Source organism: Peribacillus folii (genome assembly GCF_030271255.1).
Classification (GTDB): domain Bacteria; phylum Bacillota; class Bacilli; order Bacillales; family DSM-1321; genus Peribacillus.
This window is the reverse complement of sequence record NZ_JASJOM010000002.1, coordinates 280,170-297,514: the sequence shown is the minus strand read 5'-3', so window position 1 is coordinate 297,514 and position 17,345 is coordinate 280,170. Positions and strand designations below refer to the sequence as shown.

The 17,345-nt window shown below is 41.4% G+C and carries 15 protein-coding genes and 1 pseudogene; 13 read left to right on the top strand and 3 right to left on the bottom strand.

All coding sequences use genetic code 11. The features are described from left to right. Nucleotides 1-255: 255 nt before the first annotated feature. Entirely contained in the window at nucleotides 256-1,116 is an 861-nt protein-coding gene (locus QNI08_RS04050; protein ID WP_285766147.1) for a MerR family transcriptional regulator, read from the bottom strand. Nucleotides 1,117-1,463: 347 nt separating this feature from the next. Here QNI08_RS04050 and QNI08_RS04045 point away from each other — a divergent pair, with 347 nt between their 5' ends. The 8 genes and pseudogenes from QNI08_RS04045 (at nucleotide 1,464) to QNI08_RS04020 (ending at nucleotide 9,788) form a co-directional block, all read left to right on the top strand. Beyond that, the gene (locus tag QNI08_RS04045) at nucleotides 1,464-3,008 is read left to right on the top strand and encodes a phytoene desaturase family protein (protein WP_285766146.1); all 1,545 of its coding nucleotides are present in this window, start codon (nucleotides 1,464-1,466) and stop codon (nucleotides 3,006-3,008) included. A 4-nt stretch (nucleotides 3,009-3,012) separates the two neighbouring features. Next, the gene (locus tag QNI08_RS04040) at nucleotides 3,013-3,888 is read left to right on the top strand and encodes a phytoene/squalene synthase family protein (RefSeq protein ID WP_285766145.1); all 876 of its coding nucleotides are present in this window, start codon (nucleotides 3,013-3,015) and stop codon (nucleotides 3,886-3,888) included. Between the two features lie 56 nt (nucleotides 3,889-3,944). Further along, nucleotides 3,945-5,226 (top strand): annotated as a pseudogene (locus QNI08_RS04035) (phytoene desaturase family protein); the annotation flags it as partial. Between the two features lie 164 nt (nucleotides 5,227-5,390). Next, nucleotides 5,391-5,591 (top strand): aldehyde dehydrogenase family protein, encoded by a 201-nt coding sequence (locus tag QNI08_RS22495; protein WP_352231197.1) that lies wholly within the window; start codon nucleotides 5,391-5,393, stop codon nucleotides 5,589-5,591. Between the two features lie 83 nt (nucleotides 5,592-5,674). Next, the gene (locus QNI08_RS22490) at nucleotides 5,675-5,878 is read left to right on the top strand and encodes an aldehyde dehydrogenase family protein (protein WP_352231196.1); all 204 of its coding nucleotides are present in this window, start codon (nucleotides 5,675-5,677) and stop codon (nucleotides 5,876-5,878) included. A 798-nt stretch (nucleotides 5,879-6,676) separates the two neighbouring features. Further along, entirely contained in the window at nucleotides 6,677-8,143 is a 1,467-nt protein-coding gene (locus tag QNI08_RS04030) for a sensor histidine kinase (protein WP_285766144.1), read from the top strand. Next, a complete protein-coding gene (locus QNI08_RS04025; protein WP_285766143.1) occupies nucleotides 8,121-8,807 on the top strand; it encodes a response regulator transcription factor in 687 nt (228 codons plus the stop codon). Before QNI08_RS04030 ends, QNI08_RS04025 begins: the two co-directional genes overlap by 23 nt. 285 nt (nucleotides 8,808-9,092) lie before the next feature. Further along, the gene (locus QNI08_RS04020; protein ID WP_483313737.1) at nucleotides 9,093-9,788 is read left to right on the top strand and encodes an ankyrin repeat domain-containing protein; all 696 of its coding nucleotides are present in this window, start codon (nucleotides 9,093-9,095) and stop codon (nucleotides 9,786-9,788) included. Between the two features lie 206 nt (nucleotides 9,789-9,994). Here QNI08_RS04020 and speB read toward each other — a convergent pair whose 3' ends face one another. After that, the gene (speB, locus tag QNI08_RS04015; protein WP_285766142.1) at nucleotides 9,995-10,963 is read right to left on the bottom strand and encodes an agmatinase; all 969 of its coding nucleotides are present in this window, start codon (nucleotides 10,961-10,963) and stop codon (nucleotides 9,995-9,997) included. A 430-nt stretch (nucleotides 10,964-11,393) separates the two neighbouring features. Here speB and QNI08_RS04010 point away from each other — a divergent pair, with 430 nt between their 5' ends. After that, nucleotides 11,394-12,689, top strand: coding sequence for an APC family permease (locus tag QNI08_RS04010; protein WP_285766331.1), 1,296 nt, complete (start codon nucleotides 11,394-11,396; stop codon nucleotides 12,687-12,689). Nucleotides 12,690-12,899: 210 nt separating this feature from the next. Here QNI08_RS04010 and QNI08_RS04005 read toward each other — a convergent pair whose 3' ends face one another. Next, nucleotides 12,900-13,754 (bottom strand): MurR/RpiR family transcriptional regulator, encoded by an 855-nt coding sequence (locus QNI08_RS04005; protein ID WP_285766330.1) that lies wholly within the window; start codon nucleotides 13,752-13,754, stop codon nucleotides 12,900-12,902. A 195-nt stretch (nucleotides 13,755-13,949) separates the two neighbouring features. Here QNI08_RS04005 and QNI08_RS04000 point away from each other — a divergent pair, with 195 nt between their 5' ends. From QNI08_RS04000 to QNI08_RS03985, 4 genes are read left to right on the top strand one after another with little or no spacing between them, the layout of a single operon-like run. Further along, complete coding sequence (locus QNI08_RS04000) at nucleotides 13,950-14,345, top strand: PTS sugar transporter subunit IIA (protein ID WP_285766141.1); 396 nt, start codon at nucleotides 13,950-13,952, stop codon at nucleotides 14,343-14,345. 15 nt (nucleotides 14,346-14,360) lie between these two features. Beyond that, complete coding sequence (locus QNI08_RS03995; RefSeq protein WP_285766140.1) at nucleotides 14,361-14,831, top strand: PTS sugar transporter subunit IIB; 471 nt, start codon at nucleotides 14,361-14,363, stop codon at nucleotides 14,829-14,831. A 43-nt stretch (nucleotides 14,832-14,874) separates the two neighbouring features. After that, nucleotides 14,875-16,461, top strand: a complete 1,587-nt coding sequence (locus QNI08_RS03990; protein WP_285766139.1) for a PTS system mannose/fructose/sorbose family transporter subunit IID — start codon at nucleotides 14,875-14,877, stop codon at nucleotides 16,459-16,461. A 9-nt stretch (nucleotides 16,462-16,470) separates the two neighbouring features. Continuing rightward, nucleotides 16,471-17,190 (top strand): N-acetylmannosamine-6-phosphate 2-epimerase, encoded by a 720-nt coding sequence (locus QNI08_RS03985; protein WP_285766138.1) that lies wholly within the window; start codon nucleotides 16,471-16,473, stop codon nucleotides 17,188-17,190. Nucleotides 17,191-17,345: the final 155 nt, after the last annotated feature.

Here is a 17,345-nt window from a genome sequence, read left to right as displayed (position 1 = left end):
CGACCATTTTTAAATGGTCGTTTCAGTTTGTAGACAAAAGGGGTTCGGAATTATCTATTCCGAACCCCTTTTGAAATTCTCTTCGAATGTTCGCCAGAATTTTAGAAATCAGGGCTCTACGAGCCCCCTTTGTTAGGCCAGTTTTCAAGGGTTGAAATGATTAACAAAGACATCCATGCACAATGAATATCAGCCTTTCGCTGTCTTAGTTGAATTCACCATTCATTGACCTGAAATTCTGGAACCCTTCACTTGCTACGTAAGTAAGATTTCTTCGATACTGTTGGTAACACAAATATTATTGATCGTTTTATCCTTAGTGTATTGTATTGCACCTGCTCCTCCTAAAAAAATCTCGATTTCTTTATTTTCAGCAGCGAATAAATCAAGGGTGCTAAGTAAATCAGGATCCTTTTCAAATGGAAGTGTCGTCGATGCAGATAGCAGGACTTTAACGGGCTTTAACCTTGTTATTAGTGATTGAATAGATCCAGGAGCTGGTGAAGCTCCGATCAGAGTTGTTTTCCAGCCTCTTAACATGAACTGTAACAAAATATAGTGAACAGGTATCTCATGGTATTCATGTGGAAGACAAGCACCCAAAACTAATTTCGCTTTATCCGAGTATTGAAAGTTACGGCGAATTTGTACAAGAAAGTCCTTGACTGCCATACTCGAAACAGATTCCTGATATTCATCCCATTCGCCGCTTTCCCACATATCTCCGATTTTTTTAAAAAAAGGTGAGACGACATAAGTCAAGAATTTTTCCAACCCGTAAAAGTGATAAGCCTGCTTTAAAACAATGAGTAAATCCAACTCGTTACACGTATACCCTATTTCCATCAACTGAATCACATAATAATTCAGCTCCGTAACATGAGCATCCTTGGCCAATACCATTGCTTGTTTAATAGATAATCCCTTTTTTTGAAGCGATTTAATAGTTAAAAGAGTGCTAATATCTTCCTCACTGTATAGACGGTATCCATTCTCATGGCGGACAGGCTGTATGATGTCATATCTTTCTTCCCATTTTCGAATCACTTGTTTGGAAAGTCCTGTAACTGCAGAAACCTCTTTTATATAAAATCTACCACCACGGGCATGGTTCATAGTTTTCATCCCTTATAACAATATATTTTAGGTATAAGCTGACGGTTCGAACATATAATTAAAATCCTATAACGTTGTACAAGGCATTGAGTCCATGTACCTATAAAAAGGCCGTTTTGGGCCATTGTCATGTCAAATGATTAGAAAATCATTGAGTTTGTATAACGTTTGTATAAAAACATTATACAAAATAGTTGACAACCAAACAACTTCCTAGCAATAATTGAATCAATAATATTTAAGGAGTGCTCACACTTATTAAAGGTAACGCTCAACTCATCATAATAATATTTGACAATATTTCATGAGTAATTGAACTGATTTGGAAAAAGACATTGGGGGAAATCATGGTTAATAAAAAGAAGGTAATTGTTGTTGGAGCGGGAGTAGCAGGGTTGGCAAGTGCAATTCGATTGCAGCATGCGGGGTATCAGGTGGAACTTTTTGAAAAAGAAGCAATACCCGGTGGGAAAATGCACAAAATTGAAAAAGATGGTTACCAATTCGATTTAGGACCAAGTATAGTCATGATGCCAGAGCTTTATCAGGAAATTTTCGAACTGACAGGTCGTAATCCGGATGATTATATTCCAATGGAGAAATTAGATCCGATGTATTCCGTTTTCTTTGGAAGCAAAGCGGAAGATACTTACGAAATTTCTTCAGACTTAGTCGATTTGATGAAAACCTTGGAGGACATTAGCGACAAAGATGCAGAAGGTTTCTTGAAATATCTTCAAAAAATCTATGAACGTTTCATAGTTGCAAAAAATCATTTCATTCAACGTCCATTCCGGCACGCATCCGATTTCTACAATCCTTTCATGATCCGTCAAGCGTTGAAATTGAAGACATTCGATAATGCCGATCATTTCATTGGAAAATATGTGAAAAATGAACGCCTGAAGCAGATGATTAGTTTTCAAACTTTATACATAGGTGTTTCACCGTATAATGGACCTTCTTTATATACCATCATCCCGATGATTGAATTACTTTATGGTGTATGGTTCATTAAGGGTGGAATGCATACGATGGCCCAATCAATGGAACGGCTGTTTTTAGAGTTGGGCGGCAATGTCCACTATAATGCGAGTGTTCAAGAAATAATGATTGAAAATCAGCAGGCCCTTGGCATTAGAGTCGATGATCGAGAAATTCATTCTGATTATGTACTTTGTAATGCTGACTTTCCATATGCAATGAAAAATCTGGTCAAAGACACGAAATCAAAAGGCAAGTATACAGATAAAAAAATTGACAGCATGAAATACTCCTGTTCGTGTTTTATTATGTACTTGGGAATGGATCGAAAATATGAATCGTTAAAAACGATCCATAATTTCGTATTTAGCGAAGGTTTGGAGAAGAACTTAAATGACATTTTTGATGGACGGCTTTTGGATGACCCATCTTTTTATGTTTATCTTGGCTCTAAAATAGACCCATCATTGGCTCCAGAAGGAAAAGATGGGATTTACATTCTAGTTCCTGTATCTGATCTATCAACCTCCGAATACGAATGGAATGCTGAAACGATTAACCATTACCGTTCAAAAGTGTTGAAAGCTCTTAAGAATATTGATGGCTTTGAAAATATAGAAAATGAAATTGTTTCGGAATCTCATATGACACCGCCTGATTTTGAATCGAAATTTAATGCCTATAACGGTGCATGCTTCGGATTACGACCTAACTTAGCACAAAGTAACCATCTTCGCCCGCAGAGTAAAGCAAAAAAATGTGAAAATCTCTATTTCACGGGCAGTAGCACGCATCCTGGAGCCGGTGTGCCCATCGTTTTACTTTCAGCTAAGATTGCTACAGAGGAATTGATTTTGGACGATCGAGGCAGCAAGCAGACAATGCAAGCAGGGAAAATGAGGAGGTAGGCCGATGAGATTGACTGATAAAACATTATTGGACGAAGATTATCGGTATTGTGAGGACATCATCAAGCATAATTCAAAAAGTTTTTATTTCGCTTTTTTAGGATTACCAAAGGAGAAAGCAAATGCCGTTTATGCCATCTACGCTTTTTGTAGAATTGCCGATGATAGTGTGGATCTCGGAGGTAGCAGGTCAGAAAAGATCAACGGGTTAAACCGTATAAGTCAGGAGTTAACCTTGTTCCAGGCACATAAAGAAATTGATCACCCCCTTTGGAGGGCTTTACGAGATGTATTTAATCGGTATGAAATGGACATTCAGCCTTTCTTCGATCAGCTCGAAGGTCAGAAAAGGGATATTGATTTCACCATTCCCCAATCAATGAGCCAAGTAGAGGAATATAGCCATTATGTTGCAGGCACTGTTGGTTTAATGCTCTTGCCCATCATAGCTTCCGAATCTGAACGGGACCTAACTCAAAAAGCTACATCTCTTGGAATTGCCATGCAAATTACTAATATATTGAGAGATATTGGGGAGGACTATAGAAAAAATAACCGAATATACTTGCCTTTATACGAGATGGAATCCGAGTCGTACACTGAAGAAGATATTAAACAAGCAAGGATCAATATAGGCTTTATCAGGATTTGGGAGAAGATGGCCCTACGAGCCGAAGAGTTGTTTGATGAATTTCAAGAAGGGATCCAATATTTTGATAAAGACAGCCAATTCCAGGTTTTGCTATCGGCACGTCTTTATCGTGGAATCTTAAATGCCGTAAGAGATAATGAATATGATTGTTTTTTTAAGAGGAATTTCATTTCTCCAATGAAGATGCAGCAAATCCAACAAGAAACCAAGGTTTTCGCTTCGACTTAGGAAAGGATAGTGGATAAAGATAATTCTTTATTTATTGATCCATTTTTTTGAATGGGAACGACCATCTTGGTGGTAAATTGAATCGGCTGGAACGGGATGGTTTCGGTTTTTGACCTTGGCCCATTAATATTGACCATGCCACAAATATTTGAACGATTGTCTGTAAAAAGCGGACGCGATATGGCTGACTATATTCCTACGCTTCGCTTAAAGCATGAATGGCGTTCCTTCTTTCCAGACGATTCGGTCATTGATCTATATGGAGACTTGAATGTGATGTTACAGGAAAACACTTGCTTGTCCGAAAAGGACATGGAGGAGTATGGACATTTTTAAGAATATGCAAGGCGAATATATGAAGTGACTGAAGAAGGATACTTTGACAAGGGCTTGGATTCGACGGTGGAAATCTTTAAACAACATGGTCTGATAGAATCGGTGAAAGGTTTTGATCTATTTTCAACCATGTATGAGGCCATCCAAAAACGGATCAGCAATCCAAAGCTGCTGAATATGCTCGCTTATTTTATTAAATATGTAGGGTCCTCTCCATACGATGCCCTGCCGTTCTTAATATGATGATCTATATGCAGCATGCTCAAGGTATGGTCAAACTTGCAACTGAATTAGGTGTGGAATTACATACTGGAAAGGAAGTCAAAAAACTCATCACCAAGGAGGCTTTAAGGGGGATTATGGCAGCTGAGCTGGATGATGGGACGAGGAAAACGGCGGATCATTTTATCTCCAATATGGAAGTCACCCCAGCCTATGAAAAGCTATTGGATGTAGGAAAGCACTTTATCAAGAAGCTTGAAAAACGGTTTGAGCCGTCCAGTTCCGGTCTGATTCTGCACTTGGGTGGTGCGCAAAACATACCCTCAGCTTGCCCATCATAACGTCTTTTTCTCTAATGATCTACAAAAACAAATGAATAAGGTTTTCCGTGACCATGAACTGCCAGATGATCCTACCATCTATTTAGTCAATGTCAATAAAACCGATCCATCTCAAGCACTTCCAGGACATGAGAATATTAAAGTACTTCCACATATCCCATATATTCAAGATAAACCATTCACACAGAATGATTACATAGCCCTACGGGAAAAAGTATTGATGAAATTGGAGAAAATGGGCTTGACTGATTTGCGGCAAAATATTGTGACGGAAGACATGTGGACGCCACATGATATTGAAAGAAGGTATGGATCACATCGCGGATCCATTTATGGTACTGTCTCCCACTGTAAAAAGAACCGGGGATTCAAACATGCCAAGCAAAGTGAGCGCAACGATAACCTTTATTTCGTGGGCGGTACCATCAATCCTGGCGGGCTGTAGAAAGTGAAAATTGAACATCAAGGTTATGGTTCAGTATTCATTATCAGTCCTTGGGACTATCCTTTAACCTGTCAGTAATGCCGATGATCGGGGCTTTAGCAGCTGGCAATGGTTGTTTCCTGAAGCCTTCGGAGCTTGCACCAGCTACGGGGCAATGACTGGCAGATTTAATTCCCGTTTATTTTTCTCCGGAAGAAGTTACCATCGTCCAAGGTGATGGTGCTGTAGCGGGAAGCTTGCTTGAATTGCCTTGGGTGATGATTTTTTTTACTGGGAGTACAGGGGTAGGCACGATAGTACATCTAGCGGCAGCGATACATCAAATCACAACTATACTCGAACTGGGCGGGAAAAATTGATGCATTGTTGATGCTACAGGAGTCTCTCATGCAACTGCGCGCCGGATTGTTTGGGGGAAGTTTCTTAACGCGGGCCAACCTGTATCGCCCCTGATAGGGTATATGTGCATCAATCGATGTACCAACCTTTTTTAACGATGTTACGCGAGCAAATTACGCAATTCTACGGAATGAATCCCGCAGGAAGCAGTGATTACGGGCGAATCGCCCATCCCGATCACTTTAACAAGCTGTTGGGTTATCTTCATCAGACGCGAGTCAAAATTATATCCAGCCTACGTTGCTGACAGACATCCCATTGGGGAGTGAACTGAGACAAGCAGAGATTTTTTTGACCCATTCTTCCAGTTATTCCTTTTTCGGACATGGACTCCCTTAAGCAGCATTTCGTAGGAGGACCTGACCCGCCTGTCACCTATATTTTCAGGAAAGATCGAACAGCAATCCAGCAAATGAAAAAAACGCAACGCACTGGGGCAATTAGTGTAAATTAAACTATTAGTCATGCAGCAAATCCCCATATTCCATTTGGAGGTGCAGGCACGGGTGGATTTGGAAGTTACCATGGCCGCGCTAGCATAGAAGCGTTCAGCTATGAAAAGTGTATGACCAAGAACACACCTTTTTTGAATTGAACATGCAATATCCGTCATACCGATCCAATGTTCTTCCTATCCTTCCCAAGCTGAGAAAATGGCTTTTTTAAGACTTATTCGCTTCCAGCAGCTATTTTGTACATGGGGAAAATGGCCCAAGGAGTATTAATATGTGGGGCAGGCTCCACAATAAAATGGATGTGCCGAATTTTAATGGATGAATGATGAAGAATATTAAGGATCATAATTCGAAATGAATGATTCCATCAGGAAAAATGATCAACCCCACGAAATCGATTCCTCGTACAATTGCCTCTAAAATAATCTTCTTCTCTGTGATCCCGCCTTCGTTGTTTAGGAATTTTTCATCCCTGCTTTAGAAAGTTTTAAGATTTTTGTGGTATTGTTTTTGTAATGATAAACTCGCATGAAAGAATATTGAATTTTCACCTTAAATAAGCAAAGAGAAGTACATCCGGAGTTGATTAAATGTCAATTAAAACAAGATTTCTGTTATCTTACGTCGGCGTAATCCTATTTTCCATCGCTTTACTATTGGTCGCTGGATTTTTAATTGTTTTTGCGATAACGGGCGATGCGAACTCGATCGAAAATTTTTACAAAAAATCTTATGTCCAAAAACCATTGACTACAGCGGAAGAAACTGCATTTCTTGATTTGAAGCTCATGGCTAAAAATAAACCTGAACAGCTCCTAAACAAAGATCAATTGCAGAAAATTAAGCTGGACGACATCGACATCGTCGTCAGGAAAGATTCTAAAATCGAGTATACTTCGCTTTCCTTTACCAAGAAGGTTCTGTCTCGGTCTCTCCCGGGATTTGAAGAGACGAACATCAATACGAGGGATACGATTAAGATCGACGACTTTTTTTATACGTATGTAAAGTTTGATTTCTATTTCTCGGATAAAACCGAAGGAAGTATTTTCGTGTTGAGAAAGGCGAGTTCCTCTGCTGAGTTGGCTCGGGAGTTATTCCCCATTTTGTTCGGACTATTATTATTTCTTTTCATCATGATTATCGGGCTGTTGAACTATTTGGTTTCAAGAAGCATCATCAAACCTATTTCGCTTCTTGAGGAAGGGGCGAATCGAATTAAATCAGGAGATTTGAATTTTGAAATACATGCTGCTTCGAATGATGAAATCGGACAGCTAAATCGGACATTTGATGAAATGAGGATAAAATTAAAAGAGTCCGTTAAAATACAGCTTCAATATGAAGAAAACAGAAAAGAACTTCTATCCAATATTTCGCATGATTTGAAAACACCGATCACTTCAATTATCGGATATGTAGAGGGAATCCAAGATGGTGTAGCCAATACTCCGCAAAAAATGGAAAAGTACTTATCGACCATCCATTTAAAGGCGAAAGACATGGATGCCTTGATTGATGAATTATTCCTATTTTCCAAGCTGGATTTAAATAAAGAGCCATTCACTTTTGAATCGGTCGAGTTGAATCAATTTATCAGTGATTATGTGGAAGAGTTTCATTTGGATTTCCATCAACGAGGGACTCAACTTGACTGGAATCAAATGCTCAAACCCGTATTCGTGTCAGCGGATAGGGAGAAATTAAGGCGTGTATTGGCTAATTTAATCAGTAATTGCGTGAAGTATGCAGAGAGGGAGAAAGTGAACATTTCCATAACTTTGCATGAGGGTCGTGATGATGTAGCTGTGGAGGTTACGGATAATGGCCAAGGGATAGAACCTTCTGCTCTTCCTTACATTTTTGACCGCTTTTACCGGGCTGAGCAATCAAGGAATTCCCAAACCGGCGGAAGCGGCTTAGGGCTGGCGATTGCTAAACAAATCATACGAGAGCATAACGGGGATATTTGGGCTAAAAGCGAAAAAGGAAAAGGCACAAGTGTCTTCTTTACCTTAAAGAAAGGTGAGGGAAATGAAAAAAATATTACTTATTGAAGATGATGTAAGCATTGCTGAACTGCAGCGTGATTATTTAGAAATTGATGATTTTAAAGTCGACATTCAACATACAGGTGATGCTGGGCTTAAGCAGGCCCTTCAAAAAGAATACGATTTAATTATTCTTGACATCATGCTCCCCGGTGTAAATGGATTTGAAATATGCAAACAAATACGGGCTGCCAAGGATATTCCGATATTGATCGTGTCTGCTAAAAAGGAGGATATCGATAAAATTCGAGGACTCGGTTTAGGGGCGGATGATTATATCACAAAGCCTTTTAGTCCAAGTGAACTGGTTGCTCGCGTAAAAGCCCATTTATCCCGCTACGAGCGTTTGGCAGGGAATCATGCCAAAATGAATACAGTTTTCGTTCATGGCATTTCCATCGATAAGGCATCGCGAAAAGTTCATATCAATGGCGGAGAAGTGCCATTCACGACAAAGGAATTCGATTTGTTGCTTTTTCTAGTGATGCATCCTAACCAAGTATTAAGCAAAGAGCAACTATATGAAAGCAATTGGGGAATGGAGTCCGCGGCGGATGTTTCAACTGTGACTGTTCATATTAGAAAATTACGTGAAAAAATTGAAAGAGAACCGGCACGTCCTAAATATTTGGAAACGGTTTGGGGTGCTGGCTACCGATTCAATGTTTAAATCTTGCACTTCCTATCCGTCACAAAAGTGGCGGTTTTTTGTTGTTTAACTAAACGTTAAGCTTTTTTTAAGAGATTATACATCGGGAGTTAATGATTAAGCGTTAACATCATAGTGAAAGAATCATAACTCAGTAGAGGAGATTGAACGGCGCTTTCGGTATAAACTTGAGTCGTCAATTTAGCGGGATGGAAGGTGATTCGGGAGAAACTATGGAGAGTCTGAGTGAGTAACGCGCTGAAATCAGGAAGAAGGATTAATGAATGATAAAAGAGGTGGTTAAGGATGTGGAAGTGGATGTTTGTAATCGCAGGAAGTGTTCTCTTGCTTCAGGCTTGTACCCCTGAATCCAAGAAAGAAACAGAAAAAATTGGAAGTGAGGCAATTGAAATGAATGAACAACTTCTTCAAGCTGCAGAAAAGGGAGACACGGAAACGATTAACAGCTTGATTGAGGACGGTGCCGATATTGATCTACAGGATTCAAAAGGGCGGACAGCCATTATGATCGCTGCTTATCATAATGACCTTAAGACGGCAAAAATTCTAATTGCAGCAGGTGCCGATGTCAATATTCAGGATGATATGAAAAACAATCCTTTCCTATATGCTGGTGCAGAAGGATATCTAGAAATCCTCAGGGCAACGATTGATGCAGGTGCAGATCCTGCCATGACAAACCGATATGGGGGAACAGCCCTGATTCCTGCTTCGGAACACGGTTATGTCAGTGTGATCAAGGAGCTTCTGAACCAAACTGATATCGATATAAACCATGTCAATAATCTAGGTTGGACGGCATTATTGGAGGCGATCATTTTAAATGATGGGGATGAACAGCAACAAACCGTGCAATTGCTGTTAGATCATGGAGCTGATGTGAATATCGCAGACCATGATAAGGTGACTCCATTACAGCACGCCCGAATGAAAGGCTTAAAAGATATTGAACGAATGTTGCTGAAAGAAGGAGCGCAATAACCCATAGAATTGAAAGCGGTTTTAGAACAAAATGAATGTAAGTCTGACGATGCCCACTGATCTTCACCTCAACACATATGTTAGGTAGGCCAGATGAGAAGAAGGGCCATTTTATTAAATGGCCCTTCTTGTCCATCGGTGGAGGATCGTGTCCTCCTAGATTCAACAATAAAACTCTTCAACCTTTGATTGCTGCCACTTCTGTGCTAGCTATTTTGACTATTTTCGACTGGCATTTCTTGTTCTGCCCTTAATTTAAGTGCTACTAAACTGGCAAAGTCATGGATGATGGTAGCTGCCAGTAGGGATGTGATTTGGGTTGGGTCATAGGGCGGGAGAACTTCCACAAGGTCGAAACCAATGAAGTTAAATCCGTGCAGGGATCGAATCAGCTCCAGCGTTTCAAAGCTGTTCAATCCGCCGACTTCCAAGGTGCCCGTCCCTGGTGCGCAAGATGGATCAACGAAATCAATATCGAAGCTTAAGAAACATGGCGTATCTCCAATGGTTTTTTTGACTTCCTTCACGACATCCACGATACCCCTTTCCTTCAGCTGGGGAGTAGTGATCACGGTATAACCCAACTCTGTACTGGAATCAATATCCCCAGGATGATTGAGCGTCCCCCTGATTCCAATTTGGAAGACCTTGTCCGCCTGAAGCAAACCTTCCTCATATGCCCGGATGAATGGTGATCCATGCCAATATTTCTCTTCATAATAAGTATCCCACGTGTCAGTATGTGAATCGAAATGGAGAAGCGCCACTGGTCCATGAATTTTTGCGGCAGCTCTTAAATTGGCCAATGTTACAGAGTGATCTCCCCCAATACCGATTGGGATAATTCCCGTCTTCATCAATTCAGCCATTGCCGATTCAATTAATTCATAGCTTCGATGGATATTATGGGGAATCACTGAAACATCCCCAATATCAATGGCGTTACACTCGTCAAATGGAAAGACTTTGTGAATGGGATGATACGGAAACAAAGTCATGGACGCCTGACGGACTGCCTGGGGAGCAAACCTTGCTCCTACTCTGAATGAAGCGGCTGTATCGAAAGGCAAGCCAACCACCGCAAATTTTGCATTTTCTCTTGAAGAAGGTAAGCGCATAAATGAACCGGTGGTACAAAACTCTGGTTTTACATCGGGAGTTAAGGGATATTTCATTTTGTAATTCCTCCATTTTCTTAACACTTTTAATCTTCTGCTATTCCCCCTTTATCTAATGCAATTCCCATGCCAAGTCCAGTCATGCGATTTTCTGGAGCGCTTCACCATTTTTTTCTGCAAGAGCTTTATGCACGGTCGAATAATCTATCGAAAAATGAATCATGATGCAAAAAAAAAACAATGCCGCATCTTCGGATAAGTGAACGAAATGCCTTCGATGATACTGGAATGCCAGCAATCATTGTTAAACCAATTATATGGCACGTTTTTTGCATGTAGATATTTAGGTTGTATTTTAAGGGAAAGGGAGGTCTTATCATTAAGTTGGATTTTGCTATGCTAATGTATTGAAAGCGGTTTCAAGGAGGAATGATAAGTGGAAAATGATGCGAAACTGAAACGAACGCTGAAATTATGGCAAATCGTCATGATGGGATTGGCTTATATGACACCAATGGTCGTATTCGATACATTCGGGATCGTATCCGGTATCACGGGAGGGCATGTACCTACTGCCTATATCGTTGCGTTGGTCGGCATGCTCTTTACAGCAGCAAGCTATGGTAAACTCGTAAAGGTCTTTCCAGCAGCAGGATCGGCATATACGTATACGCAAAAGGCCATCAACCGGCACTTGGGTTTCCTGGTAGGATGGTCCTCGTTGTTGGACTATCTTTTTTTGCCGATGGTGAATGCCTTGCTGACCAAAATTTATCTGACGGCGTTATTTCCAGAGGTACCAACATGGCTCTGGGTAGTATTGTTCGTTGCCGTTGTCACCATTCTCAATCTTCGGAGTGTCAATGTATTGGCTAATTTCAATGCCCTATTTGTATTGATTCAGATTGCCATCATGACAGTGTTCATCATTCTTGTAATCAAGGGCCTGCATGATGGAGAAGGGACAGGGGAAGTCTTTACGATGCAGCCCTTCGTCCAGGATGGGATGGACTATTCCGCCATCATCACTGGGGCAACCATCCTTTGTTTTTCCTTTTTGGGGTTTGACGCCGTAACGACACTTTCCGAGGAAACGCCCGATCCGAAAAAAACGATTCCGAAGGCGATCTTGTTAACGGCTCTTTGGGGAGGAATGATTTTCATTATCTCTTCATTCTTCATCCAACTTTTTTTTCCGGATATCTCCCGCTTCCAGGAGCCGGATGCAGCATTGCCTGAAATAGCCTTATATGTGGGAGGGAAGTTGTTCCAATCTATTTTTTTATGCACCACTATTGTCAATACGCTGGCATCGGGACTAGCATCCCATGCCAGTGTTTCCCGGCTATTGTATGTGATGGGCCGTGATAAAGTGTTTCCGGAAAAATGGTTTGGCTATATCCATCCTAAGTGGAAAACACCTGCCATCAATGTACTCATCGTGGGGGGCATTGCCTTGTCTGCCTTATTCTTTGATTTGGTGACGGCCGCATCACTGATTAACTTTGGTGCATTAATGGCCTTCACTTTTGTGAATCTCTCTGTAATCAGCCAATTCATCATCAAAGAAAAAAAACATCGAACACTAAAGGGATGTTTCCATTACTTAATCATGCCCCTAATTGGGGCGATCTCCATTGGCATACTTTGGATCAATCTTGAGACAAGCTCCCTGATCATGGGGCTGAGCTGGTTTTTAATTGGATTTTGTTATCTCGTATATATTACAAAAGCCTTTCGCACAGTACCTCCCGAATATCAAGTCGAAGAGATGCAGCTATAGCTTCCCAATAGAAATAATTTTCAACGTGAAAATGCATTCAATCTGCACAAAAGGGGCCCGGAAATTTCCACTTTCCGGGCCCTTTTGATATGTTTGCCTAAAAGTCAAACTTGTAGGAACAGGATGCGTTTTTATTTCAAAACTGTAAGGTGCAAGGCATTGAAAACAGAGAGCGCGCTGCCCATATCGTGCATGATTTAGCTAAAACATTTATCTTCTTAGTCGAAGGATTTCTTCACGTGCCTTTTGATAATTATCGATGGTTTGTTTGTCGATGCGGTGAAAAACGCTTAAGTAAAGAGCATCGACCATGTTAAGCTGCATGATTCTCGATGCGATGCTCCCAATCCGTTGATCGTGTTCAATATCAGGAAAGCAAAGCTGTATTGTGGCCAGTTTCAAAAGCGGAGACTTTGAATAGGACGTGATGGCCACGATGGGAACGGCAATTTTTTTTGCGTATGAAGCCATTTCCAAGACATCTTTGGTTTTTCCGGAAGTTGAAAAAAGGACGAGGGCATCATCGGGAGTGAAGTTGGAAACATAGGAAATCACGGTGTGAAAATCCGCGTTCATCCCTGCCCCTACGCCAAGTTTAGCGAATTTATGGCTGGCATCCAATGCAGCTGTAGAAGAGCCGCCGACACCGAAGAAAGCAATCCTTTTTGCCTGGCTTAAGCATTCCACCGCTTTATCGAATTCTTTCTTGTTCAATGTTTGCTCCAGCGAATCCAAGGCAATTTTATTGCTCATCGTTACCTTTTGAAAAAGCTGGTAAGGGGTATCATTTTCACGTAATAAAGAAAGGTCATTGATATTGTCATGATTTGAACTCAATTCTTTCACGAGTGTTAATTGAAAGGTTTTAAAGCTTTCAATCCCGATGCGTTTACAAAAACGGACAACACTGGCTTGAGAAACATTGGCGTTAATCGATATTTCAGAAATCGTGTACGTTTGCACCAATTCGGCATGATCCAATATATATTGGGCCACTTGCCTTTCTGCACGTGACAGGGAATCGGCCTTTTCTTTGATTTTTTGTAATAAAGATGAGCTCATAATCGTCCCCCTAGATACTTTAGCTTTATTACATTTATATCACAAATGAAATTTTTTTGGGACCAATTTATCGAAAAAAATGCCGTATATGAAATTTTATTTCTTAAATTCCTTGAAAAATATTGATATTTTAATTCTTTTTATTTAAGATAATAAAAGATAGAATATTTTAAAAATTGAATATAAGGAGGTGGGATATTGAATAGGGCCATTTTACTTGTAAGTCATGGCAACCTGGCTTCGACCATGAAGGAATGTGTGGAGCTGATTACAGGAAAGCAAAAACATCTCCATGCACTGAGTATGGATGCCAATGAAACGTTCGACTCTTTTTCAAGCCAACTGGAATCTTCAGTCAATAAACTGCGGGCTCGCTACCAGGAAATCTTCATACTGGCTGATATTAAAGGCGGTTCCCCATGCAATGCAGCTACACTTCAAGTGTTGATTGATGGTGATGTACAGGTTATCGCAGGTTTCCATTTAGGGTTAGTGATTGAGTGCTGCTTATCACCTGCAAGACCGAGAGAGTTGATTGCCAATGCCTCACAAAGCATTAGCCACATTAACTCCGCAATCGAACGAAAATTGTAAAGGAGGAGGCTTATCATGAGTATTGTTGTTACCCGTATCGATGAAAGGCTCATTCATGGGCAAGTCGCTTATTCATGGAGCGTTGCTTATCAAATCACGGAATATCTGGTGGTTGATGATGAAGCGGCGAACGATCCGAATCAAATTCTGCTGCTTAGCATGGCAGTTCCTTCTGGAAAAAATCATGCAATCCTCTCTGTCGAAGATGCAGTGAGCCATCTTGATGCGCAGCCGGATTCCGTAAAGACATTCATCGTCGCAAAAAGTCCGCATGTTCTCTTATCCTTGATCGAGAAAGGGATTACGCTGCTCTCCATAAATGTAGGCGGTATGTATTATAAAGCAGGGAAACAGGAAATAAGTAAAACAGTCTATGTGGATGAAGAAGATAAGTCCGTCTTCCGGAGAATAAGAGATCACGGAGTCGCCTGTGAAATCAGAACATCTCCAAGTGACAAATCCATCGATTTATTTACGAAAATATAGAGACGGGTAAAGCCGTCACGAAGTAATAAAGGGGGATGAAGGAATGGAGATTGGCTTCCTATCAGCCGTTTTGCTGAGCGCTTTTGTTGCAGCTCTCATGACTGAAAATTATGGGTACGGATATTGGATGATCAGCCGCCCGATTTTTGCAGGTCCTTTATTGGGTTTAATGATGGGGGACCTTCAAACTGGATTGATAGTGGGTGCAAGCGTCGAATTGATGTTCATGGGGGTGCTGCCGATTGGTGGAAGCGTTCCTCCCAATGCACAAATTGCGGGCCTGATTGGTACGATTTTTGCAATCGGGGCAGGAGGTAAACCGGAAGTTGGAATCGCCCTGGCCTTGCCAATCGGCATTCTGGCACAGCTATTGATCATGCTTGCTTGGAACTTCAATATCTATCTCGTGCATCGTGCTGACAGTGCTTTGAAAGAGCTTGATCTAAAAAGGGCAGGGCGCCTGCATTTGTCTGGCTTGATCGTTTTTTTTACGGTCATGTTCATACCGACGTTTTTGGCTGTTCACTTCGGGAGTGACTTCGTAAAGCATTTTGTGGATTCCATGCCTGCGTGGTTCATGGATGGTTTAAAGGTTTCTGCGGGAATTCTGCCTGCAATAGGGATGGCGATGCTCCTGAAAATGATGAATTTCAAAAAATATTGGTCTTTTTTCCTGGTGGGGTTCGTATTGGCCGTCTATTTGGAACTTCCTGTACTTTCGATTGCCTTGCTGGGCCTCGGAATCGCCATCAGCATTTCGGTGGTGATGAATAAGACGGATATCAATGATGCACCTCTCCCGTCGACAAAAAAAGATGAAGCAGAGAAGGCGATACTGACAAGGAAGGATTTGATCACCGCTGTTTTCCGTTCCTTCTTCAGCATGACATCGATAAATTATGAGCGGTATGGCAGTTTAGGGTTTTGCTATGCGGTGATGCCTGCACTCAAGAGACTCTATGGAGATGATGAGGAGTTAAAAGAAGCAATTGTCCGCCATAATGAGTTTTTTAACTGTCATCCATATACAACTAATGCCATCATCGGCGTGACCCTTGCTTTGGAGGAGCAACGGGCGCAAGGCAAACCGATCACTCCTGAGACCATTTCAGCCACCAAAGCCGCATTGATGGGGCCGCTTTCCGGAATTGGTGATTCTGTGTTTAAAGCAACCTTCATGACCATATTTGCGGCAATCGGCGCTGGCTTGGCGCTGGAGGGCAACCCAGTAGGGCCGATCATATTCATCGTTCCCAACGTATTGCTAAACATTTTCTCCCGTTATTATGGAGTGATATATGGGTATCGGTTTGGTCTGAACCTTATCTTGAAAATGAAAGATTCGGATATTCTTGATAAGTTTGTCCAGGGGGCAACAATAGTTGGTTTAATGGTAACTGGATCGAAGGTCGTCCATTTTGTTCATGTGGGAGTAGCGGCTAAATGGAACTTCTCCGGTAAAGAAATTATCTTGCAGGAACTTCTCGATTCGATCTTGCCCGGACTTTTGCCCCTCCTCTTGACGCTTGGTTTCTTATGGGTATTGCGGAAATATAAAAAAGCAATTTACTGGCTCATCCTTTTTTGCTTTGTTGTCGGAATAGCTGGTAAATTGTTTGGATTCTTGTAGGTGATAAGGATGGATAATAAAAGCATATTGAAGATGATTAAGGGTGGATTGATCGTGTCGTGCCAGGCAAGGATTGGGTGGCCCATGTATGGGCAGGATATCATGAGTGCCTTAAGCAAGGCGGCTGAAATGGGAGGTGCCGTCGGGATAAGGGCAACTGGGCCGGATAATATTGAAGCGATCAGGAAGGTGACGACTTTGCCAATCTTGGGGATACACAAACAATGGTTTGATGAAAGCGAGGTTTATATCACCCCTACATATGAAAGTGCTAATAGCATCATTGAGGCTGGGGCCTGCATCGTAGCCTTGGATGGGACTCAACGTATCCGTCCCGGGGGAGAAACGCTGGGAAGAATCATAGAAAATATCCATCGTGAGCATCCGGATATTTTAGTGATGGCAGATTGTGCGACTTTTGAAGAGGGAAGGATAGCAGAAGAGTTGGGGGCGGATATCGTATCAACAACATTGTGCGGATATACAGAGGAGACAAAATATGTCGACGAAATTGATTATGATCTCATTCGAAAGCTCTCTGCTGCATGTAAGATCCCCATCATTGCTGAAGGGCATATTCACACGAAATTTCATGCACGAAAAGCAATGGAAAGCGGTGCCTTTGCCGTCGTTGTTGGGACGGCCATAACCCGGCCGGAAATCATCACCAAATGGTTCGTGGATGAACTGAAAAGCTGGTGGCTGAAAAATGAAAACTTCGGAAAGTGACCTATGTGGAAGTGAAAGTTGTCAAAAGGGCATTCAACTTGCCCTTTTTTTTATTGCTTGAATGGGCCAGCTTATACATAGCTTGTTGATTTCGTGCCATTTATGCAAACCTGAATGGCTTATGAATTCATACATACCGCAGAAAAAGTTCAGCT